Origin of the sequence: Halanaerobium saccharolyticum subsp. saccharolyticum DSM 6643 (assembly GCF_000350165.1) — a bacterium.
GTDB classification, from domain to species: domain Bacteria; phylum Bacillota; class Halanaerobiia; order Halanaerobiales; family Halanaerobiaceae; genus Halanaerobium; species Halanaerobium saccharolyticum.
Map to the genome: position 1 here is coordinate 814,608 of NZ_CAUI01000005.1, position 22,918 is coordinate 837,525.

General features: G+C 31.6%; 21 protein-coding genes. 20 read left to right on the forward strand and 1 reads right to left on the reverse strand.

What is annotated here, in order from left to right:
• Positions 1-2: 2 nt before the first annotated feature.
• The 15 genes from HSACCH_RS04100 to HSACCH_RS04160 all read left to right on the forward strand — a co-directional run bounded on the left by HSACCH_RS04100 (position 3) and on the right by HSACCH_RS04160 (position 16,412).
• Positions 3-1,184, forward strand: coding sequence for a hypothetical protein (locus HSACCH_RS04100; RefSeq protein ID WP_005488070.1), 1,182 nt, complete (start codon positions 3-5; stop codon positions 1,182-1,184).
• Between the two features lie 284 nt (positions 1,185-1,468).
• Positions 1,469-2,068, forward strand: a complete 600-nt coding sequence (locus HSACCH_RS04105) for a hypothetical protein (protein ID WP_040476954.1) — start codon at positions 1,469-1,471, stop codon at positions 2,066-2,068.
• A gap of 31 nt (positions 2,069-2,099) precedes the next feature.
• Positions 2,100-2,558, forward strand: coding sequence for a hypothetical protein (locus HSACCH_RS04110; RefSeq protein ID WP_005488073.1), 459 nt, complete (start codon positions 2,100-2,102; stop codon positions 2,556-2,558).
• 10 nt (positions 2,559-2,568) lie between these two features.
• The gene (locus HSACCH_RS13910) at positions 2,569-2,709 is read left to right on the forward strand and encodes a hypothetical protein (RefSeq protein ID WP_005488074.1); all 141 of its coding nucleotides are present in this window, start codon (positions 2,569-2,571) and stop codon (positions 2,707-2,709) included.
• Between the two features lie 28 nt (positions 2,710-2,737).
• On the forward strand, positions 2,738-5,377 hold the full coding sequence (locus tag HSACCH_RS04115; RefSeq protein WP_005488079.1) for a PD-(D/E)XK nuclease family protein: 2,640 nt from the start codon (positions 2,738-2,740) through the stop codon (positions 5,375-5,377).
• The gene (locus HSACCH_RS04120) at positions 5,370-8,570 is read left to right on the forward strand and encodes a UvrD-helicase domain-containing protein (protein ID WP_005488081.1); all 3,201 of its coding nucleotides are present in this window, start codon (positions 5,370-5,372) and stop codon (positions 8,568-8,570) included. The genes HSACCH_RS04115 and HSACCH_RS04120 overlap by 8 nt, the downstream gene beginning before the upstream one ends.
• 14 nt (positions 8,571-8,584) lie before the next feature.
• Positions 8,585-8,917 (forward strand): hypothetical protein, encoded by a 333-nt coding sequence (locus tag HSACCH_RS04125; protein WP_005488083.1) that lies wholly within the window; start codon positions 8,585-8,587, stop codon positions 8,915-8,917.
• Positions 8,918-8,946: 29 nt separating this feature from the next.
• Positions 8,947-9,879, forward strand: a complete 933-nt coding sequence (locus tag HSACCH_RS04130) for a PD-(D/E)XK nuclease family protein (protein ID WP_005488085.1) — start codon at positions 8,947-8,949, stop codon at positions 9,877-9,879.
• Positions 9,880-9,885: 6 nt separating this feature from the next.
• Entirely contained in the window at positions 9,886-10,413 is a 528-nt protein-coding gene (locus tag HSACCH_RS04135) for a hypothetical protein (protein ID WP_005488086.1), read from the forward strand.
• 255 nt (positions 10,414-10,668) lie between these two features.
• On the forward strand, positions 10,669-12,078 hold the full coding sequence (locus HSACCH_RS13550) for an AAA family ATPase (protein WP_005488087.1): 1,410 nt from the start codon (positions 10,669-10,671) through the stop codon (positions 12,076-12,078).
• Positions 12,071-13,411, forward strand: a complete 1,341-nt coding sequence (locus HSACCH_RS04145) for a hypothetical protein (protein ID WP_005488089.1) — start codon at positions 12,071-12,073, stop codon at positions 13,409-13,411. Before HSACCH_RS13550 ends, HSACCH_RS04145 begins: the two co-directional genes overlap by 8 nt.
• A gap of 55 nt (positions 13,412-13,466) precedes the next feature.
• Positions 13,467-13,610 (forward strand): hypothetical protein, encoded by a 144-nt coding sequence (locus HSACCH_RS14005; protein WP_005488090.1) that lies wholly within the window; start codon positions 13,467-13,469, stop codon positions 13,608-13,610.
• 126 nt (positions 13,611-13,736) lie between these two features.
• Positions 13,737-14,504 (forward strand): hypothetical protein, encoded by a 768-nt coding sequence (locus HSACCH_RS04150; RefSeq protein WP_005488091.1) that lies wholly within the window; start codon positions 13,737-13,739, stop codon positions 14,502-14,504.
• 143 nt (positions 14,505-14,647) lie between these two features.
• On the forward strand, positions 14,648-15,643 hold the full coding sequence (locus HSACCH_RS04155) for a hypothetical protein (RefSeq protein WP_005488092.1): 996 nt from the start codon (positions 14,648-14,650) through the stop codon (positions 15,641-15,643).
• Positions 15,644-15,812: 169 nt separating this feature from the next.
• Positions 15,813-16,412: a hypothetical protein gene (locus HSACCH_RS04160; protein WP_005488093.1), complete on the forward strand. Its 600-nt coding sequence runs from the start codon at positions 15,813-15,815 to the stop codon at positions 16,410-16,412.
• 60 nt (positions 16,413-16,472) lie between these two features.
• Here HSACCH_RS04160 and HSACCH_RS04165 read toward each other — a convergent pair whose 3' ends face one another.
• On the reverse strand, positions 16,473-16,940 hold the full coding sequence (locus HSACCH_RS04165; protein WP_005488094.1) for a YbhB/YbcL family Raf kinase inhibitor-like protein: 468 nt from the start codon (positions 16,938-16,940) through the stop codon (positions 16,473-16,475).
• Positions 16,941-17,222: 282 nt separating this feature from the next.
• Here HSACCH_RS04165 and HSACCH_RS04170 point away from each other — a divergent pair, with 282 nt between their 5' ends.
• From HSACCH_RS04170 to HSACCH_RS04190, 5 genes are read left to right on the forward strand one after another with little or no spacing between them, the layout of a single operon-like run.
• Positions 17,223-17,954: a GntR family transcriptional regulator gene (locus HSACCH_RS04170; protein WP_005488095.1), complete on the forward strand. Its 732-nt coding sequence runs from the start codon at positions 17,223-17,225 to the stop codon at positions 17,952-17,954.
• A 38-nt stretch (positions 17,955-17,992) separates the two neighbouring features.
• Positions 17,993-19,399: an FAD-binding oxidoreductase gene (locus tag HSACCH_RS04175; RefSeq protein ID WP_005488096.1), complete on the forward strand. Its 1,407-nt coding sequence runs from the start codon at positions 17,993-17,995 to the stop codon at positions 19,397-19,399.
• Positions 19,396-20,529, forward strand: a complete 1,134-nt coding sequence (locus HSACCH_RS04180) for an HAD family hydrolase (protein WP_005488097.1) — start codon at positions 19,396-19,398, stop codon at positions 20,527-20,529. Before HSACCH_RS04175 ends, HSACCH_RS04180 begins: the two co-directional genes overlap by 4 nt.
• Positions 20,530-20,533: 4 nt before the next feature.
• Positions 20,534-21,337, forward strand: coding sequence for a class I fructose-bisphosphate aldolase (locus HSACCH_RS04185; RefSeq protein ID WP_005488098.1), 804 nt, complete (start codon positions 20,534-20,536; stop codon positions 21,335-21,337).
• Positions 21,338-21,393: 56 nt separating this feature from the next.
• Positions 21,394-22,899 carry an FGGY family carbohydrate kinase gene (locus HSACCH_RS04190; RefSeq protein ID WP_005488099.1) on the forward strand — a complete coding sequence of 502 codons (1,506 nt, stop codon included), beginning with the start codon at positions 21,394-21,396 and terminating at the stop codon, positions 22,897-22,899.
• The last annotated feature ends 19 nt before the right edge of the window (positions 22,900-22,918 follow it).

Genomic DNA, 22,918 nt, shown 5'->3' on the forward strand with positions numbered 1-22,918 from the left:
TGATGGAAGATATCAAAAATAAAAAAACTGGATCATTTATTGGTTTTGTGACGACCTTAGTTATAGCATTTCTGCTTTATTTTATAATGAAAAGTGCAGGCAGTGTAAATGATATTTTAAACTATAACAATATAATATCGGGAATGGGAAGTAATATTAAATCAGAAATATACTGGTTTCTGATGAACTTTACAGAAGCACAGTTTTATGCAGGTGTTTTTGCTTCTTCAGGTTTGATTATAGGTGGTTTTTTAGCATGGAGACTTGATGAAAGCAAATCAAAATTTGCTGGTTTCAGAATTTCTTACGGTAGTCGTCTATGGCCCTGGGTGATTTCTTCTCAAATTTTATCATTATTTATAGGCAATATTCTACTTAATTATACAGGATTATTTTTAAATTCGGAATATAATTGGCTGCCAACATTTATTACTGTTGTAAGTGTTGCACCATCTTTAATGCTTCTTTATGGTCCTGGATTAAAAAATCTAATTACAGCTTCAATAATTGGTGGAACTATCTGTTTTCCAGTAGGACTCTGGTTTATGGTTAACATCGTTCCAATTTTTGATGTCCATGGTGTTACAGGTAATGTTTTTACAATGGCACTTACAGGTATTATTGCTATGTCAATAGCCCGTGTCATTCCATGGGTAGATAAAAGATCAATGCCTGATTTTGAAAATGATCAACGAGAATCTCTTTCGGAAAAAGGAAATGCTATCTGGTTTATAAGAAGAGTTTTTGCAGATTTTACAGAAGCTCAGTTTTATGGAAACGAGCTTGCTGGTGTATTTATGATAACTGCACTGATAATGGGTTGGTTTATAAATACTGCTCATAGTGGATATGGTAGTGGAGTGGTTCCTGCTATTTTACTTTCCCAATTTATAGCTTCCTCAGTTGGAATCTATTTTTACTATCACAAATACAGAGATGAAGGATTTTATTCTACTTTTGTTCCAGTAGTGAGCGTTGGACCTGCCTGTGTATTGACTTTCGGTGGAACCATACCAGTTGCAATTGCAGCTGGAATTATGGGTGGATTAATAGGTGCTCCAATGGCTGAATTTATTATAAAAAAACTTCCTGAAGATTTTCACCCTTTTATAGGAAATGTTTCTTCTATGGGAATCAGTACAATTGTTGTAACTGTTATTATGCAGGCAATGCCCTGGTTTTAAAATTAAATAAAGTATTTTTCTAACCAGTCAAAAATTAAAATTTGACTGGTTATTTTTTTAAAAAAATAAAATTAATTATAATATATTTAGTAAAAAAACACCAGTTCGCGACATACTGCTGTCACTTCCCCATGTTACTATTTAAATAGAAAGTAGTAATAGATAAAGATAATATTTCATCATTTATTTTTCTAATAAAAGGAAAAGTGTAATTAATCTAGAAATATATAATAATGATGTATATTTTTTAACTAAAGCCCAATATAAGAGGGGAAGTGGTAGCAATGGCCAAAAATAATCCATTCTTACCTGCTAAGACCATAAATAAAACAGAAGATTATCAGCCTTTCTATAATTCCAAAGCATATTTAAAACAAAAAGTAGGTTCTTTAACTTATTTTAAGGATCAAATTCCTGAGCTCAGAAAAATTGCTGAAAAAGTAGGCTATCAAGACTTTAATCAGTTTATAAAACACCGTAAATTATGGCATAACTTTGATAGAAAAATTCCGATTAGTTATCTAACAGCAATAGGTGTGGAACTTGAAGTTTTAGAATTTACTATTGAACTTGACCAAAATGACTATCAAAAAGCTCTAAAAGTCCCACGATATCCTAAATCATACATCATTCAAACTAGACCAATTCCTCTTGCCAGAAGACTTCCAGATAATATTTCAGAAGATAAAGCAATAGAATTAGTAAAAAGAAAGGCAATTATAGAAAATATAAGCTGTGTGATCAATTATCCATCTCTTAAAAAGATTTTTATTGACACTGATGGTTCAGTTTTACCTGCTTATTACCAACCAGAGATCAAAATTAAAGGGAAATACATTGTTCCAAGCAAGATTAATGGTTATGAAAGTAATATAAGCTTATGATTTATAAAACATTAAATCTGGAGGTATAAAAATGGATTTATCCTGGAGAAAAGATTTATACCATTTAGTAAATAATAAAAAGAACAAGATTAGTTATCGGAATAGTTCTGCTGCCAGCCGCAGAATAAGAGGACAGTACGGAAGTGACAGAAGCTTTTTTGGTTATCGAACCATCCTGCTTTATTTTCAGATGAATTCAAATTATTCAATTGAAGGTATAACTTTTAATTTAATACTTGATACATTAAAAAAATTTACTGATCCAGGGAAAACTGATATGCGGAGATTTTTACCGATATATTTTAATAATACAGAAGGTAATTTAGTGCCAAGTAAAAAGTTAGCTAACAATAATTTTTCTGTTATTAATAAATTTGAAGAATACTCCAGCAAAAATGCAGAAAACTTCTTTCAGTATTCACAAAAACTGAATGAGTTAAATCCCAATATATATATTTATTTATGCCAAACAGGAATTTCCAGCTCCTAATGATTTGTGTGTGTTCTTTTTTGAGGAGAATACTTTATCAGTTTCAGATGAAGTTAAAAAGGAATTAGACTGGATGCGGAACAATGCAGTTTGGATTAGTTTTAAAAATGATGAAATCAAAAACATTTCTGATCAGGCTCCAGAAGCTTAATATAATTTAATATTAGAGGAATGATATTATGTCAGAAAATAAAAATTTAGAGCTTAAAGAAATAATCAAAAAATATCCCCAAAAAAGAAAAATGCTGCTTATGCCTTCTTTCAGCTCAGGCAGGCAGCTTTTACATAATTTAAATCAAGAGGGAATAAAAATTTTTAATTGTGACTTAGAAACACCACTGGGACTGCTTAAAAAATCTTTGGAGCTGCAGCTTTTTAATGATAATTTAACTTTAATTGAAAATCAGCAGGCATCATATTTAATTTATCGAGTGCTAATTGAACTTAAAGCTGAAGCTAAACTTAAATATTTTGATCAGCTGCAGTTAAGCAGCGGCAGTATAAATCTCTTAGCTGGAACAATTTTAGAATATAGAATGGCAGGTTATAATACTGAAGATATTGAGGCCAATAAATTTATTAAGGCTGAAAAGACAGAAGATTTGAAATTAATAAATAAAAGCTATCAGGAAAAACTTAAACAGGAAAACTATCTCGATCAGGCAGCAGCCTATCACTTGGCCTTAACAATGGAGAAATTTAATCTGAAAGAGGCTGTAATTATCCAGCCTGAAGATATTGAACTTTCCTCTTTAGAAAGGAAATTTTTAAATAAAATTAAAAGTCAGTCTTCTGCAGCATATAATTTTAAACTGAATAGAAATAATGAAGAGAACTTTGAGGCAGAATTCTTAGCTGCCTATGGCAGTACAAATGAAGTTAACAATATTTTAAGAAAAATAACTGAAGCTGATTTTAAAGCTGATCAAACAACAGTATATTATCTTAGTCAGGAACCCTATAGCCAGCAGTTTTATAATTTAGCTCAAAACTATAATTTAGCTGTCAGCTTTGCCGGCGGTATTTCAATCAATAATACTAAAGCAGCTGCAGTATATTATAACTACCTGGCTGAGCTGAGAGAAAACCCTAATTATGAAAATCAGCTTAGAGCTGCAGATGTTGCTCATACACTTTTAAATATAATTGCTCAGCTAAAAGTGAAAAAAGATATAGATCAGGAAGCAAAAAATATAATTCTAAGGAAATTAAAGCTTTTTATTAAGTACTTTGATTTATTAGAGGCTAAAGAAGTGGTAATCAGGAGGCTGCAGGATTTAATCAAAGATGAAAGAGTAAATATTTCGGGTCCTGAACCGGGGAAAATATATTTAGCGCCCTCTACCGCTGCCCTATATTCAAATAGAAAAAATGAAATTTTTATTGGTTTAGAAGAAAACAATATCTCTGAATCTCAGAGTGAAAATCCGGTTATTCTAGATTTTGAAAGAAATTACTATCCAAATTTAAGCTTGAGCACTGAAAAAAATAAAAAAGCACTGCTGGATTTAGAAACGGTAATATATAAAAATAGTGCCAATAAACTTTTAAGCTACTCTAATTACAGCATCCAGGACAGCAGAGAACAGCTGCCTTCATTTCTGCTCTTAGATGCCTACCGGAAAAGAGAAACTGATCAGACGCTGACATTTAAAGATTTTAAAGCTGATGCAGTTAAAACAACTGCCTTTGCCCCTGATTCAGCTGCTAATTCATTAAATTTAAATGAGTATTTTTTAAGCAATTTTAAAGCTGCTGACAAGATAACTAATAAAAAAGAGCTGCTTTTAAACTTTTATCCTAATTTTGAAAAAGGGCTGGAATTTTTAGATGCTGAATTAGAGCCTGAATTTAATAAATACAGCGGCAGATTAAGCTCCATTTTTAAAAGTGAAGCTCAGCTGCAGGCTGAAGAGCCTGTTTATTCCAGCAGCAGGCTGGAAACAATAGCGAAATGCCCTTATAAATATTTTTTAAATTATGTTTTAGGAATTTCAGCTCCAGAGGAAGCTGAACTTGATCCATTCAGCTGGCTTTCTCCTTTAGAACAGGGTACACTGCTCCATTCTGTTTTTGAACATTTCATTAAAGAGATGATAGAAAGCAGTAAGCAGCTGGATTCTGAAGAAAAAAGAAGGCTGATCAATAAAATTTTAAATGAAGAAGCAGAAAAAATGAGGTTAGAGGTCATCCCACCTTCAGAACTTATCTATCAGTTAAAGCTAAAAGAATTAAGAGAAAGAACTGATCTATTTTTGAGTCTAATCGAAATGGAATTAAAAGATTCGGAACCCGTATTTGTAGAAAGATTTTTTGATAACTATATCTTAAAACTAAATTCTGGCAGAGAAATCAAACTTCGGGGTAAGATTGATAGAATTGATAGGCTTAATGACGGAAGTTACAGAATAATTGACTATAAAACTGGTGGGGATTACAGCTACAGTGAGCAGGAATATTTTAAAGAGGGTACTCAGCTGCAGCCTGCACTTTATTCTGCTGCCTTTGCAGAAGAACTTGAGGCAGAAGTAAGAGAATTTCTCTATCTTTTTGTTAATCAGGGGGCAGTTAAAAAGAAATATATCAGAAAGAATAATAGAAAAGAAAAACTTAAAGAAATATTAGATATTTTATTAAATACAGCTGAAGCAGGTACATTTATAGCAGCAGCTTATGATAAAGATAATAAGGAATGTAAGTACTGTGACTACAATCAGCTGATCTGTGAAAGAGAAAAAGATGATAAATTATCAGAGCTTTTTAAAACTTCTGCAGAAGCTGCTGTAAAAAAGCTGAGGGGGCTTAAAGACTATGAATAAAATATTAGAAGATCAGGCTGCCCGTGATGCCATTGAAAATGACTTAATGAGCAACTTTTTAGTAGAAGCAGGAGCTGGATCAGGCAAAACCTACAGCTTGGTCAAACGCTTTATTTCTCTGGTTAAAAATGGAGAATCTGAGGGCAAAATAGCAATTATAACTTTTACCAGAAAAGCGGCAGCAGAACTTAAATTAAGGATACAGATCAAACTGGAATCTGAATTAAATAATCAAGAATTAGGTTCAGCAGAAGCTGAAAATATTAAAGAAGCTTTAAGTAATTTCAGCAGTTATTATATTGGGACAATCCATGCCTTTGCTGCTCGAATTTTAAGAGAAAGGCCGATAGAAGCAGCTGTAGATCCTGACTTTCAGGAACTTTCAGGCAGAGAAGAAAAAGAACTCAACCGCAGAAGCTATCAGCTGTACTTAAATCAACTCCGCTTAAATCAGCCAGAGAAACTTGAAAAATTAGAAGAAATCGGGATTGATCCCCACAGTTTAAAAGACTATTTTGTGGATTTAACTCAATACCCTGATGTAGAATTTCAAACAGCCTCTAATGATAAGCCTGATTTTGATCTGGCTGTTAATGAAATTAAAGAATTAATTAAGAAAGCTAAAATATTTATGCCGGATCAGGAGCCGGAAAAAGGTTATGATAAAGCTCAAAAAAGGATATTAAAGGCTGAAAATATTATTAAATACAATAACCTTAAAGATAATAAATTAAAAAAGGCAGAACTTCTATCAGTCTTTGATAATAAAACCGATGTTACCCTCAACCGGTGGCAAGATAAAAAACAGGCTAAAATATTTAGAGATCAGATTTTAGTAAAGCTTAGAGAAGAATATATTGAGCCAGCACTGAAGGATTGGAATTTGTACAGGCATCGGATTATCCTATCTTTTCTGCAGCAGGGAATAGATCATTTTAGAAGTCAAAAATTAGCAGAGGGAAAGTTAAGCTTTCATGATCTGCTGCATATTACAGCTAAAACTTTAAAAAATAATCCAGAGCTTAGAAAATATTTTAAAAAGAAATACAGCACCATTATGGTAGATGAATTTCAGGATACCGATCCCCTACAGGCAGAAATAATCTTTTATTTAACTGCTGAAAATATTGAGGAAAGAATTTACCAGAAGCTCCGACCTGAAGCTGGATCACTTTTTGTAGTGGGAGATCCAAAACAGTCGATTTATCGCTTCCGCCGAGCAGATATCAATATCTATAATCAGGTTAAAAAGCAGATTAAAGAAAGTGGAGGTGAAGTACTCAAACTTTACAGTAATTTTAGAACAGTGCCTGAGCTGACAGAGTATTTGAGTGATGTATTTAAGGATATTTTTGTTAATGAGGAGTCTTTAAATCAGGAGATCTATGCTCCCTTAGTCAGTGTTAGAGATCAGAGCAGTTTTCAACTTAAGGGAATCAAAACACTAACTGTTGCTGCAGATTACAGTAAAAAAGATGAGATCAGAGCAAAAGATGCCGCTCATATTGCAGATTTTATTGAAGCTGTAGTTGAAAATAAATTTAAATTGAGCCGGGCAGAAGCCAGTAAAAAAGATGAAAAAGCTGATTACAGTGATTTTATGATTATCCTCCGCTATAAAGAGGGGATACAGGAATATATCAAAGCCCTTAAAGATCGAGGAATTCCTGTGGATGTTACTGGAGGCAGCACATTTGAAAGATCAGCAGTTGAATTAAGAGATCTGCATAAAGTATTAAAGGTTGTTAATCAGCCTGAACCAGCTTATTTAGTAGGCGCTCTAAAAACTATCTATTTTGCTTTTGATGATCAGGAGTTTTTTGAATGCAGAAAAGCTGGAGCAAATTTTGAGCTTTTTAAAGATGAAGAACTTGGAATTAAAAGATATGATCAGAGTTTAGAAAAATTAAAAAAATATTATCACTGGAAAAAAGAATATTCAGCAGCTGTAGTACTTGAAAAAATAATAGAAGATCTAGGCATCTTTCCCTTTGTATTTACGCAGGAGCTGGCAGGAAACAGAGCCAGCAGCATCTTATATTTTTTAGAGGCTGTAAAAGCAGAAGAAGCTGAATCATATTTTAGTTTTAAGCTGCTTCTATCCAGGCTGGAAGAATTCTTTGAAGATGGAATTGAAGAAGAACTTGATTTAGAACCAACTGCTGATGCTGTTAGAATTTTAAATCTGCACCGAGCCAAGGGCTTAGAAGCACCTGTCGTAATTCTAGCTGACCCTGCTAAATCAGGCAGACACAGTCCACAAAAACATATATCCAGAGAAGAGCAGGAAAGCAGAGGTTATTATCTTTTCAAGGAAGGCTATCATCAAACACTGGGTCAGCCACCTGAATGGGAAAAATATCAGGAGCTAGAAAGCTTAGAAAATGATGCTGAAGAGGAAAGATTGCTCTACGTTGCTGCAACCAGAGCCAAGAATATGCTTCTTGTCAGCAGTTCAGCCAAAAAACCTGATAAAAGTCCCTGGCACAGAATACTGAAGCCAGAAACTGCTGAATTAGATCTTGATTTTTACAGAGAAAATTTAAATCAGAAAAATGAAATCAGCAGAGAAATATCAATCGCTGAGCTGGAAACCTTTAAACAAAATAATCAAGACTGGGCTGACAGTCTGGCAGAAAACACCTATCAGCTAAAAACAGCTACAGATTATAATAAAAAAGAATTATATCAGCATTTAAATGCTGAAAATAAAAATGGAATGAATTTTGGTAATGCTGCTCACAAATTAATGGAGTATTTGATTGAAGAGATCAAGAGAAAACCAGAAGCAAGTAAAATTTATTTGAAGAAGTATATTGACCAATATTTAAAATTAATAGTGAATAAGTATGAACTCAAAGAAGATGATCAGCTTTCACTGCAAAAAATGATTAATGATTTTTTAGAGTCAGAACTTTTTCAGAAGCTCCAAACTGCAGAAAAAGCAGAAACTGAGCTTGCTTTTTACTTAAAAATTGATGAATCAACTTATTTAAATGGAATCATTGATTTAGCTTTTAAGCTCGAGAATAAGTGGACTATTATTGATTTTAAAACAGGCAGACCTGAAAACAAAGAAGATAAATTAACAAAGGAAAAGGCATATCAGCCCCAGTTAGATGTCTACAGACGGGCCTGGAAGCAGATACAGGGAAGAAAACCTGATGAGACCAAACTTTACTGGCTGGATTAAGAGAGGAGCTGGATATGGAATATTATAAGTATGTAGACAAAAGTGATGATAATAATAATTTTGATGATTCACATTCAATAAAGAGCGACTATATTGAGCTTGATGACGGCAGAAAAGTTAAAGCTGACTTCTGGGCAGAACATGAATATGCTTTTTTATCCTATTATTTTTCAGTTCAGGGATTAGAAGACTTGAGCAAAGAGAAACTGATCAAATACTTAAGTGACAATGGGATTAAAGATTTAGATGATCCAGATAAGTACCCGCTGGATATTATCAGCATCAGGAAAGCTAAGGATAAAAACAGTAATGATTTTTATGTTTTGACAATTAAAATGGAGGAATAAACTAAGTTTAATATATGGAGTGAGGTAAATTGGATTTTAAAAATAATAGTTTTGATGCAAATAAAAACATAGATAAATTTAAAAATGTTATTAAGAGTATAAAAAAAGCTTCCACCAATAAGGAGTATACAATTCAAAACAAAATAAAGAAAATTAAAGAGTCCTATATTAAAAATTGGGAAGAAGAAAATCAACTTATCCTTAATAAAATTACAAAGCAAATTAATTTTAAATCTGGCATCCCCTTACCTGTTTTATCTATTTGTGGTAAGGGAACGAGAGAAATAAGGTTTACAGAATATTTATCATATTTTCTTAATCCTAAAAATAGTCATGGGATTAGCGATAAACTTTTGAAATCTATATTCTCTCAAGAAGCTAAAAAACATAATTTGAGACCAGACTGGAATCAAGAAGTGGAAGTATTCTCAGAATTTAATCTAGGAGCTATAGAAAAAAATAATAAAAAAATTTATGGTTATGCAGACATTGTAATTTTGTCTGATGATTTTATAATGATAATCGAACATAAAATATTAAGTAATGAAAGCGATCATCCGGATTCAGATTTAAAACAGTTAGAAAGATATAATCAAATTTTAAAAAATAATAAGAAATTTAAAGATAGAAAGCAAATAAAAGTATATTTAGTTCCTGAAGTTTCTAATAATATTAATAATGAGTGGAGTTCTATGACTCATCAAGAATTAGTAAATAAGGGATTAGAATTAATTAATGATAACACTTTATCTGTGACAGCAAAAGAAAATTTAATACGACTATTAATGGATCTCGCAATTGGTCCTTATGAAATATTAGAATCAAATTTAACTAAACTTTTTAATTTAGCTTGTGATTTACAAAATAATGGGTTTAAATTAAATAAAGCATTAAAATTTGAAAATCTTTTAGAAGAAAATGAATTAATAATCGATTTATTAACTATTAGAAAAGGAGAGTAAATTGTTATGGAAAAGCTATCAGAAGCGGGTAAATTATTTCTTAAAGATTATTTAGTCTTAAATGAAGCCAAAAATGATGTAGATAGATATTTAAACACAACTGTGAGGAAAGTTCATGATATTATATTAGAGCAATTAGATGATTTTAACACTGAATACTTGCAGTTAAATGTTTGGGAAAACAAATCAACAAGAGGAAGATTACAAATAAGATTTAAGAGTTTAATTGAACATGAGTTGTTTAGAGAAGATAGATATGATATTTATATTATGTATAGAGATATTAGAAATGCCACCGATTTATTTACAAATAACTCTGTCAAAATCTTTTTGCATTCACCAGCAGCTGTTTCTAATTTAAAAGACTCATTAATAAAATTATCTCAAAAGAAATTAAATTATAATATTTACAATAAAAAAATAATATTATTAGATTTAGATAGCTCTACACAATCTGCAGAAAAAATTGCAGAAGAAATATTTGATATGATTAATATTATAAAAGAATTATTAAAAGATATTTATAAATCTTAAATAGAAAAATTAGTCACTTATCAAAAGAAAATGAAACTTAATTTTTGACAAGCCTTTCATTTATTTAAAAAAGACGATATTTTTCCTGCAAAAATAAGGTTAAATTATTTATGGAATACTTAATTAATATTAAAAATGATGAGGATAAAAATGGTAATAATTTTCATGTTTTATAATTATAATAGAAGACTAAAAAGTAATTATTTAATTTGATTAGTTTCTGAAATCTAGAATAACATAATAGGAGTTGTTATAATGAAAAATAAAAATTATTTTTGGATTACTGCTAACCCTGACATATGGAAAATTGATAAAACGAAGAAAAATGAAAATAGATTTTATCCAGCCTATAATTCAAATAATAATAAACATAGAAAATTTGATAATTTTAAAAAAGCTGAAAAAGGAGATAAGTTAGTTTTTTACCAATCCTCTCCCATAAAAAAAATAAAAGGATTTGGTAAGGTGGTTAAAAGTTTTTATGAAAATCAAAATAATGAAGAAGGAATTGAAATAAAATTAAATTATTTGACAAATAAAACTAGTTGGAAAGATCTTAAAAATGATCCATTACTAAAAAATAGTGAAATTATAAAGACAAATGCTCAAGGTAGTTTATTAGAATTAACCAAAAATGAATATAATAAAATAATGGAACTTTCTGAATTAAATTATGAAGATATTTTAATTAATATTATTGATTTTAATGTTAAATTAAATTTAGATCAAAAATTACATTTCCCTCCAGCGATGAAAGAAAACTTAATCAAACGAATTGAAACTAACCTAAAACAGGGCAAACATATTATTTTAATAGGACCGCCAGGAACTGGAAAATCAAAACTTGCCAAAGAGATTGCAGAGACTTATGTTGATAATAATTATCAGATGGTGACTGCTACATCAGACTGGTCAACATTTGATACTATTGGAGGCTACAGGCCTAATAAAAATGGTAATTTAGAATTTAGTCCAGGAGTTTTTTTAGACTGCTTTAAAAATAATCATGCTCAAAAAAGTAAATGGCTTATTATTGATGAAATTAATAGGGCCGATATTGATAAAGCTTTTGGTCCCTTATTTTCTGCTTTAACTGGTGATGAAATTACTCTTTCTTTTAAAGATGAAGGTGATAATTATATCAAGGTAGTTCCAGAAGTTAAAAATGAAAATATCGATGTCTTAGATAATATTTTTCAAATCAAAGATGACTGGAGAATAATTGCAACAATGAATACTCTTGATAAAACTTCACTTTATGAGATGAGTTATGCTTTTATGCGCCGTTTCGCATTTGTGCCAGTTCCTATTCCAGAAGAAATTGATAAGGAATTATTAGAAAATTATTTTGATAAATGGGGTGAGGATACTAATGATACTAAAAATATAGTTGAATTATGGAGCACCATTAATGATTATAGAAAAATTGGACCAGCAATTGTCAAAGATATTATTAATTATCTAAGTGAAAATGATAATGATTATGTTTCAGCATTAATTTCATATGTACTGCCTCAGTTTGAAGGATTGAGTTATGATAAATTAAATGACTTCTATAAGCAAATATCTAAATTGAATTTAAGTCTAAAAGAAGAACAAAAATATGAACTAAAAGCATTTATGACTGACTATTTTCAATTAAGAGAGGGAGAAGAAATTGGCTAAACACAAGCTTAAACCTGAGGAAATGATTAAGGAAATAGCTGATATGTTAATTATTTATTTAAAACAGGGAAATACTGTTAAACTTGATTCTTATATAAAAAAGCTGAATCTAAATATCAATAATTTTGATCAGCTTCTTAGAATTCATTTTCTATTAAATAAAGATGTAATGAGTTTTATAGAAGAACTTCCTCATTTAATTAGAAATATAAAAACTTCTACTCAGAAAAATAATAGAGAAGTTAATGGTGAAATACGAGGTAGAATTGACTGGCAGGCAACAATAGCTAACAGATGTAAAAATAATTTTAATGACAAGAGCCGATTTGTCTGTCAGCAGGTGGATAAAGATTTTAATATTAAAGAAAATCTTGTTTTGAAGAAGTTTTTAAAGATTATTGATGAAATTTTGATTAATGATTTAAAAAGAAGCTGGTCTGATTATCATTGGCTTTCTAATTGGTTTGAAAATGATGGTTTATTTAATAGTTTTGATCAAATAATAAATAGAAATATATATTTAAAAAGAATAAATTTGGATAATGTAATAGTCACGGATAGGATGATTAATGACAGCAAAAAAAGCAGAAATATTCTCTATAGAAAAGCAGCTGAATTATTAAAATTATATTATAATTATGTTGAAAATAACATCTGGCAGGAAAATGAAGAAAAGATAATCAAATTACTAAATGATAGTTTCATTAAGCCCCAAAAAGACAGTGTACTCTTTGAATTATATTGGGTGATGAAATTAATTGAAACAAATACTAACAAATATAGTCTAGAATTATTAGATAAGAAAAGTAATCTGACTGCAGAATGGAGCAAAGGGAATTATAAATACAGCCTCTATCACGACTCAACTGGATCTGATGAATTAAATTGGAAAGTAAAGTTAAGTGAAGTCGAAAATAGCTGTAATTCTTATTTAAAAAGAAAAGCTTTAAGCTATAAAAATGCTAAAAAAATATCTAGTATTTTTAATTCTGAAATCACCAGTAGTTACTGGAACGGTAGACCTGATATAATAATTGAAATTAGAAATAGATCCGATAATAGTTTAAAAAAGATAATTGTGGCTGAAGTGAAATATACCAGAAATAATGATACTGCTAAGAAAGGTCTTAAAGAACTTCTGGATTATATGTATTTAATTAAAGACAGTAACGAAAAATATCTGGATTTGAGCCAGAATGAGATTGAAATCGAAGGCTTATTATTAGTTGACCAAATTAAAAATAAGGATAATATTTTTAAAGCATTAAAGATTAAAAAAAGTCAAGATGAAATAAATTTTGAAAAATCATACAATAAGAAAATTATATTTTAAATATAGCTAATTTTATAAGATAGCATGTTAAATATTTAAAAAAGGAGTTGAAAATATGGGCAAAAATGATCAAAATGTTCAAGATAATCATGCTGATCAACTAAATTCAAATAATACTGATTTGAGTCATAATAATGATGCATATAAAGCTGCACAGGATAATCGTTCAGAACAATTAAATCCTAATAGCTCTAAATAGAGAAAAAAAATTTAATAACATTAACATGCTATCTTATATTTTCAAAAATAAAGTAAATGATTATTTGATTACTTATTTATATTAAAACTTTTTTAATAATCTAGAAAAAAATGAGGAGTTTTAAAAATGAAAAAGATGACTAAAGCTAAAAAGTTTCAGGCCTGGATTAATCAACTAAAATCTTATCAGAAAAAAGCACCAGATCTTTTTAATGAAAATGTTAAAAAGTCAGATTCAGAATTTAAAATAGACCACTACTTTGATATTCTAGAGAATCTTGAACTAGAACCAGGATGGCTGGTTGATTATCTCTATCTGCAGCAGAGACTGGGTGGGGAGCCAGTAATTATTGCCTATCCTGAGTCTAAAAAAACAGAATACCAAAAAATAATAAATAAAATAAATAATAATGAGCTTAAATCCAATGACTCAGAAAACATTATTAGTACTTTTTTAAACTATGATGATCTAGATAATTATTTGGATCACCTTATATTGGATGGAAGTGAAGAAAGCTATTTTCAATTTGTAATTTTAGCTACACTGGGATCTCAATTTGCTCTTTTCTGGCATGCTGCATATAATGATCTGAAGTTTATCTGCACTCCAGAGGCAGCTGAAAAGCTAATAAAAAAAATTGGAGTAGAAGCTGAAGATATTGGCACTATGGAAAATCAGTTATTTGATCAGGAGAGCGTTGAAAAAATAAGAAAAATTGATTTTGAGCCCAAAATAAAGATTAAAGCAGATAAGGTAGTTGTTAGATTAGTCTTTTTTACCAAATGGGGAGGATTTATCGAAGCAAAATATGTTGTTAAAAAGACATTTCCCCATCAAATAATCGAAAAAGAAACTAAAGTTTTAGTTGGATATGATTGTGGTTATAATTATTGATCTGAAGATAATGAGTTCACACTTTTGAGTTATTCTTTAAATATCTGAAGTCAGAAAAAAGCATATATGCTGCCTGCTTTGAAGAAGATGGCTTTACTTCTTACTGCTTGTAAATTAAATTTATTTAACCTAGGGTGATAATAATGAATATTAATCATAAATCAGCTCAATTTATAAATAAAAAAGCAATTAGATATTTTTCTATAATAACTTTAATTTTTATTTTAGAATTAGTATTACTATCAGGTTCAGTAGAAATAGTAAATGCTCAGGATAATACCTTTATTTCTGGCCAGATTAAAGTAAGAAGAGGGAATGCAGCTTCTAATGTGAAAAATGCTCTTGTTAAAATCGGTGAGAAAAAGGCAATAACAGATGAGAATGGTCATTATAAAATTTCTGATTTAAAAGGTAATAATATAAAAATTAAAATTTATACAGGATCTTCAGTGTTTAAATCCAGCTCAAACTCAGATAATGATAAAATATTTTTATGGCAAAAAACAATTGCAATTAAACCAGGTGAAAATACTTTAAACATTACTTTAAATCCAATAATTTCAATACTAAAATATTATTCAGATTTTCATGAACAAGAGACATGGCAGATAGCGTTTTATGCATATTCTAATACTAATAAAAAGATTGAATCAGGTAAAATAATTACTCCTAACGATAAAGAGTATAAGATGGAGCCTCATTTTAATTCTCAATGGCATAAATGGTGGAATTTAAATGAAAAGATTACTGGCAATTATATTCGTAAAATTAATTTTGAAGATGGAACAAAAGAGAGTTTTAGTTTGATAATTTCAGAAGCAGATTTTAATATGGATTTTCCAGAATTGAAATATCCAACAAGCAATCAAAATATAACTACTAAAAGTCCTATATTCAAATATGATTTTTCTTCTGTAAATCAAGCATATTTGCGAATTGAAGTGAAAAATAAAGATGATAAATGGGAAAGATTAGATAGAATCATTCTAAATAATAATAAAGAATATAAAATCAAAGATAATATATTGGAGTTTGGAAATAAATATCGCTGGACTATCCAAACTGTTATCTCTGCAGGTATAATTCCATGGAAAGAAGCAAAGGCACCATATAAATATTTTCAAATACAAAAAAATTAAAATGTAACTCCCCTATAATATCCTTTGGTTAAACTAAAGTTATTAATAATCTTTGAGTTTATATTATCTGTTTAATAAAGGAAAAAAATCATTAATAAAGAAATATATATATATAGAAAAGTTAATTATAATTTTAACTAAAGTGTCAATATGAAGGGGAGTGTTAGCAGTGGGAAGAACTATTCCATATTTATCTTCCAGGAATATTAATAAAGTTGAAGATTATATACCCTTTTATAACTCAAAGATTTATTTAAAACAGAAATCAGGCAGTCTAAAATATTTTGAAAATCAAATTTCTCAAATTAAAAAGATTGCTGAAAAGGTCGGCTATAAAGATTTTAATCAGTTTATAAAACACCGAAAACTATGGCATGATTTTCAAAAAAAGATACCTATCAGTTATTTGAAAGCAATAGGTGTAAAACTGGATGTTTTAAAATTCACCATTGAACTCGATCAAAATGACTATCAAAAAGCATTAGAAATTCCACTATATTCTAAATCATATATCATTCAAACCAGACCATTTCCTCTTACCAGAAGACTTCCCCAAAGAACATCAGAAGCTAAAGCCATAGAATTGGTCAGAAAAGAAGCTATTTTAAAAAATAAAAGCTGTGTAATTGATTATCCATTACTAAAAAAGATTTTAATAGAAAGTGATGGCTCAGTAAAAACTACTTTTTACCGACCTGATATAAAAATTGAAGGAGAATATGTTATTCCAACTAAGATTAATGATTATACTGGTGATATAAGTTTATGAGCTAAATAAGAAAAAGCACTATCCTGGTTTTGGACAGTGCTTTTATAATAATTTATTAAATTAACGTGTATATTCACCTTTTAAAACAGCTTTCTGTAGAACATGGCCTTCCATTGCGTTTAGAAGGCTTTCTTTGTCTGCTCCAGCTTTTAAATCCAGTTCATCATCAAGAGCATAGACATAGAATCTGTAGGTATGAACTCCACTGGGAGGAGCAGGTCCCATATAACCTAAGTTGTTGAAATCATTTTTACCCTGTAAGGCTCCGTTAAGTCCTTTTGCTTTTTCCTTCTTTTCAATATTTTTTGAAATTTCCTTAACATCTGCTGGAATATTCCAGATCAGCCAGTGGGTAAAAGCACCTCCAGGAGCATCTGGATCATCGACAATAATAGTTAGAGTTTTAGCTTCTGGCAGTACATTTTCAATAATTAGTGGAGGAGAAATATCCCTTCCATCGGCTGTATATTCTTCTGGAATATAGCCACCATCTTCAAAAGCAGATTTAATAACTAAATCTTCTTCCATAAGCTTAAGCCTCCTTTCATATTTTCAAAAATTAATCAAGCCTTTTCAAGCTATATTTAATCAATTTAAAGACCTTTGCTTTCGATTATATAATAACAAAAATCATTCAGAAAATAAAGTCTATTTACTTTGGGTGGTATCAAATTCATTGTAAATTAATAAACTGGTATTTATTTTTTATTAAATTTTCAGAAAATTATTGACAATTAAAGAAAAAGTAATTATAATTAATTTAAATCATTATAACAATATTAAAAATTGTAATATACAGGAGGCGGGCATATGTCTGAAAAAGCATTATACCTACAGGTAAAAGAATCACTTGCCGAAAAAATTAAAGATGATGAGTTTGCAATCGGCAGTTACCTGCCTACAGAAAGAGAACTCTGTGAGGAATATGATGTCAGCAGAATTACTGTCAGAAAAGCCTTAGAAGAACTTGAAGATGAAGGCTTTGTTGTTAAAGAGAGGGCAAAAGGAGTTAAAGTGATCAATCAATCAATTCAGTATATTAAATCTGCTCTAAATCAGTATCAGGGCTTTCACGAAAAAATAAGGAATAAGGGCTTAGAACCGATGTGTTTTTTAAAAGAGCTGGAGATCAGCCAGCTGCCAGAAAAATTCTCCAATAATTTTAGCGGGATAGAAGAATTTTATGATAAGCAGCTGCTGCTTTTAAAAAGATTACTGGGAGTAGAGAACAAACCAATGATCTATTTAAAAACATATTTAACTAAAGAAACAAAGATAAATGTGGAGGATTATCAGGATGGATCACTTTATTCACTAATCAAAAAAAAATCAGGTAAAAGTATTGCTTATAGCAGGGAATGTGTAAGTGCACAAATCAGCAGTTCAAAAATGGAGGAGCTGTTCAGGGTTGACCACAAAATCCCAATCCTGCAGCGAACTCAGATAGGCTATACTAAAGAAGGGAAAATATTATTTTTTACAGAAGCGTTTTACAATAGTGAAATCTATCAGCATAACTTTCTGGCACTAAAATATGACTAATTTTAAATATCTTAATTTAATAGAAGAGGTGTGTTAAATTGAAAAAATCAAATGAAGAATACATAAAGGAATTAAAAAAAGAAATGCCTCAACTTGAAATCTATACTCAAAAAGAAGAAAGACTGATTTATGCCCATGCAACATTTCCGGTTGAGTATAAGTGGATTCTGCAGGAAGATTATAAATATCTGCCTGATGCGATAATCGTTCCGGAGAGCGAAGCAGTTATTGCTGAGCTGTTGGCAAAAGCGAAACAAAAAAAGGTAAGCGTAATTCCCTATGGTGGAGGCTCAGGTATTGTTGGGGGAACTATAGCTGAAGAACAGGAAATAATGATAGACACAAAAAAATTACGGAAATTTGAAATTAATCCCACAAATTGTACAGCGGTGGCTGGTGCAGGTCTGACTGGAGCAGAATTTGAAAATATGCTGAATGAAAAAGGTTATACAAGCGGCCATTATCCTCAGTCATTTCAGAGTGCCGTATTTGGGGGAATGGCAGCAACAGATGCTATAGGTACATTTTCTACTAAATACGGGAAAATGGATGATATGGTAAATTCACTCCGGGTAGTTCTTCCAGATGGTCAGGTTCTTTCTACCCATAAGGCGCCACGTAAATCTTCGGGTCCTGATCTTAAATATTTTTTCATCGGAAGTGAAGGAGTCTACGGGATTATTACAGAGGTTGAGATGAAAATATATCCACTTCCCGAAAAAAGGGTCTTTGAAGCATTTACATTTCCAGATACTCATTCCGGTTTAGAGGCTGTTAGGAATTTTATGAGACAGGGAATTCGGCCACCGGTCGTCAGGCTCTATGATGAGGTAGAATCAGAATCAAAAATAAGGGCTTTAGGCTATGAAAAAGGAATGTGTGTAATTTTTCTTGGTTATGAAGGATTGGCAGAGATGGTTGAGCTTGAGCGCAAAAAAGTAAAAGAAATCTGTCTGGCTCATGGTGCCAATTATAAAGGAGAAGAAGGCGGAAATAAGTGGTTTGAAAATCGTTTTTCTACAAAGGGTATGCTAGAATATGACCGTGAAAAAGGTGGTACAGCTGATGCAATAGAAGTAGCAGCACCTTGGGATAAAATTGAAAATGTCTGGAAAGAGATGAGAAACGTACTTGAGCCTTTCTGTGATTACGTAGACTGCCATTTTTCTCATTTTTACCACACAGGTGCAAGTGTTTATGTGATTTTTCATGCAAAAGCTGATGATGATTATCAGGGAGAAGAATTGTACAGAAAATGTTTAAAACTAGCAGTTGAGGCAAGTCTGAAAAATGGTGGTAATGTTTCTCATCATCATGGTATTGGTAAAGCAAAAGCAAATTGGTTAGAAGAAGAACATGGAGAAGCTGGGATCTATTTAATGAAGGCACTTAAAGAAAAAATTGATCCAGATAAATTACTGAACAGGGGGGTGTTAGGTTTATGATTTCCTATAAATTAGAAAACTATATCGAAGAGCTGAATAAACAGGTTATCAGTATGGATCAGGGGTTGTCTTATAATCCAGAATTTAGGGCGACTCAAAAAATGCACGATTATCCCTCCCGTAAGGCTCAGGTTATCCGCTCACTTTATTTTGGGGAATTAGAAGTTTCTAAATATAATGCTGAAATAATTTATCAGTCAATCTTATCTAGACAGGGAGAGCGCTGGCAGAACTTTGTTGAATCATCAGAAGACTATACGGATATTATGCTCCTTGGCAGAGAAATGATCAGCCGCTCAAATATTATGAAAAGAGAATTAGAAAAAATTATTATGCAGATTGAAGACAACTTTGATCATCTTATAGAAATTGATGAAGATAAGTTTGCTTACTGTTTAGAAGCAGTTCCACAGGTTGACGGTTCTAAAAACTACCTCTTTATAGATGATCAGACAGTAAAATATGTGCCAGGTGCAATTAAAAAAATAGGACGTTTTTTTGCAGCTCAAAACATTCAATTTACTTCAGAACTTGAACACCACTTCCCGGGCTGGGAATATTTTGCCTATGGCTTAATTGAGCAGGGTAAATCTCATTTGTGTGAACTCTTTGCTGAGCTGAAAGAAAAAAATATCAAAAAAATATTTACTATTACCGGTCAGAGTCATTACTTACTTAAACATTTTGCTAAAAAAGTTGGAATAGAACACAACTTCAAGATTATCAACATTATAGATATTTTAGAAGGGATTAAAGCTGAGCAAGATGTTTATCTACATGCAGGTAGCTTTTACAGCAGGTATTTAAAGTATAATAAAAAAATTAACAAACTTTTAACGGCAGAGATTGATAGTAAGCTTTCATCTTCAATTGAGTTTCTGCCGCTATATTCAAAAGGTCCGCGGATTAACCAGGTAAATATCTGGCAGTTTCCACTGACTGCAGAATATGAGCTCTACTTTTTTCCCGAAGAAATTAGAGAAGCAATTTATAAAGATGGGCTGCAACAGATCGAAAAATCTACACACAAGAAATTAATAGTTTTTGACCCCTATGCTTATAATGTTTTAAGTGAGCATAATTATGTTAATGACTATGGTTATTTTACAGATTTAATTGAGGTCTGGTGATTATATGGATGCCCGCACAGGGAAAGCGATTCGCCTCAATAGAATATTTAATCCAGAAGACGGTAAGGCTTTAATCAATGCCTATTCTCATTCAGTTATCTATGGCCCGATTAAAGGTGCTGAAAATCAAGCTCAGATAAGGAAAAATTTAGAGTTAATTACAGCTGAACTGGATGCAGTTATTTTAAATCCTGGTTTGGTTAATCAGCTTGAGGACCTCTTTTATGGTAAAGATAAGGCTTCACTTATCATCCAAATCGATTATCAAAATTACAGCCGCAAAAAAATAATTCCTTATGATGAAGGATCAGCAGTATCACTTTTTACAATTGAAGATGCTCTAAAAGCAGGGGCAGATGCTGTGATGTCATATCTTTATATAGGGGCAGAAGATCCGGAACGGGAAGCGTTAGAGATCAAGCGAAACAGGAATTATGTCAGTCAGTCAAGGAAATATGGACTACCTCTGATTATCGAACCACGTTTTGCCAGAGAGGCGGTTGAGCCGGAGAAAAAATACGATTTAGAATTACTAAAGTTTTATACAAGAATTGCTCAAGATATCGGTGCTGATATGATCAAGATGATTTATCCGGCTAATGATCATAAACTGGCAGAAATTGCAGAGCTAATAGATATTCCAATTTTAATTGCAGGAGGTGAAAACAGAGGAGAAGCAAGGACTATTTCTAATGCCAGACGTTATTTAGAAAATGGAGCTTCAGGTCTAATATTTGGCCGTTCTATTTTTCAATCTGAAAATATGCAGGAATTAATTAAAAAATTGAAAAGAATTGTTCATCCATAAACTTAAATGAGGAATCAATTTATTAAATTAAAGTTCAAAATTGAAGGGAGAAAAAGATGAAAAAATATGTACTGGTTATTGATGAAGGAACTACAGGCACTAGATCACTAATATTTGATCATGATTTCAATATTGTAGGACAGAGCTATCAGGAATTCACTCAGTATACTCCCGAAGAAAATATGGTAGAACATGATGCAGAAGAAATTTATGAAAAAAGTTTAGAAAACTGCCATAAAGCGATGGCAGAAGCTGAAATCAGTGCTGAAGACATTGACTCTATTGGAATTACCAATCAGCGGGCAACCTGTGTACTCTGGGATAAAAACACGGGTAAAACTCTAGATAAGGCCATTGTCTGGCAGGATAGCAGAACAGCTAAAGAATGTGAAGAACTTAAAAATAGTGAGTGGGGAGAAAAGGCAAGGCAGAAAACTGGCTGGGAAGTTGCTCCCGTATATTCTTCAATGATGGTCAAGTGGCTTTTAGAAAACAAACCGGAAATTAAAGCAGAAGTTGAAAAAGGAGATATTTTATTGGGAACAATGGATACCTGGTTGATCTGGAAGCTGACAGGAGGTAAAAAACATGCGGTTAGCTATTCAAATGCTTCAGTAATGGGAAGCTTGAACCTGGAAACAGGTGAGTGGTACCAGGAATTTTTAGATCATCTGGGAGTACCGGTTAGTATTTATCCAGAAATAATCAATGACTCAGGCGATTTTGGAGAAACAGATCCAGAAATATTTGGGACAGCAGTTCCAATTAGAGGCTCAATTGCTGATCAGCATGCAGCATTATTTGCTCAGGAATGCCGCACAGCCGGAACAGCAAAAATCACAAATGGTACAGGCTCATTTGTCGACATCAATATCGGTAATCAGCTTGTTATACCTGGAGCCGGCCTCAATACTGTAATAGCCTGGAAACTAGGAGATACAACAACCTATGCTGTAGAAGGCTATGCAGGAACAACTGGTTCAGCTATTCAGTGGCTCAAAGAAGGAATGGGAATTATTTCAGATGCAGCAGAAACTGAAGCAATGGCAGAATCAGTTGATGACAGCAATGGCGTCTATTTTGTTCCGGCACTGACAGGACTTAATGCACCATTCTGGGATTCATTTGCCAGAGGTACAATTATAGGTATCACCCGCGGCACAAAAAGAGAGCATATTGTCAGAGCAACACTTGAAGCAATAGCTTTTAGGATTAAAGATATTTGTGATGTAGTTGAGAACAAGGCAAATATTGAGATGAAAAAGGTACGTATTGATGGTGGAGTTTCTAAAAACAACTTTCTCGCTCAACGAATTGCAGATATTTTAAATGCACAGGTAGGCAGGCCAGGTTCGATTGAAGCCACAAGTCTGGGAGCTGCTCAAATGGCAGGACTATATACCGGATTTTGGGAAGAAGAGGATTTGGATAAAGCAGTTGAGATTGAAAGAACGTTTATGCCTGATCTTAGTCCTGAACAACGAAAAAAAGAATATTTTATCTGGAAGCGGGCAGTAGATCGAGCAGCTAAATGGCTTGATTTTAACCTGGACGATATCTAATAGTTGTGATGGGAGGTAC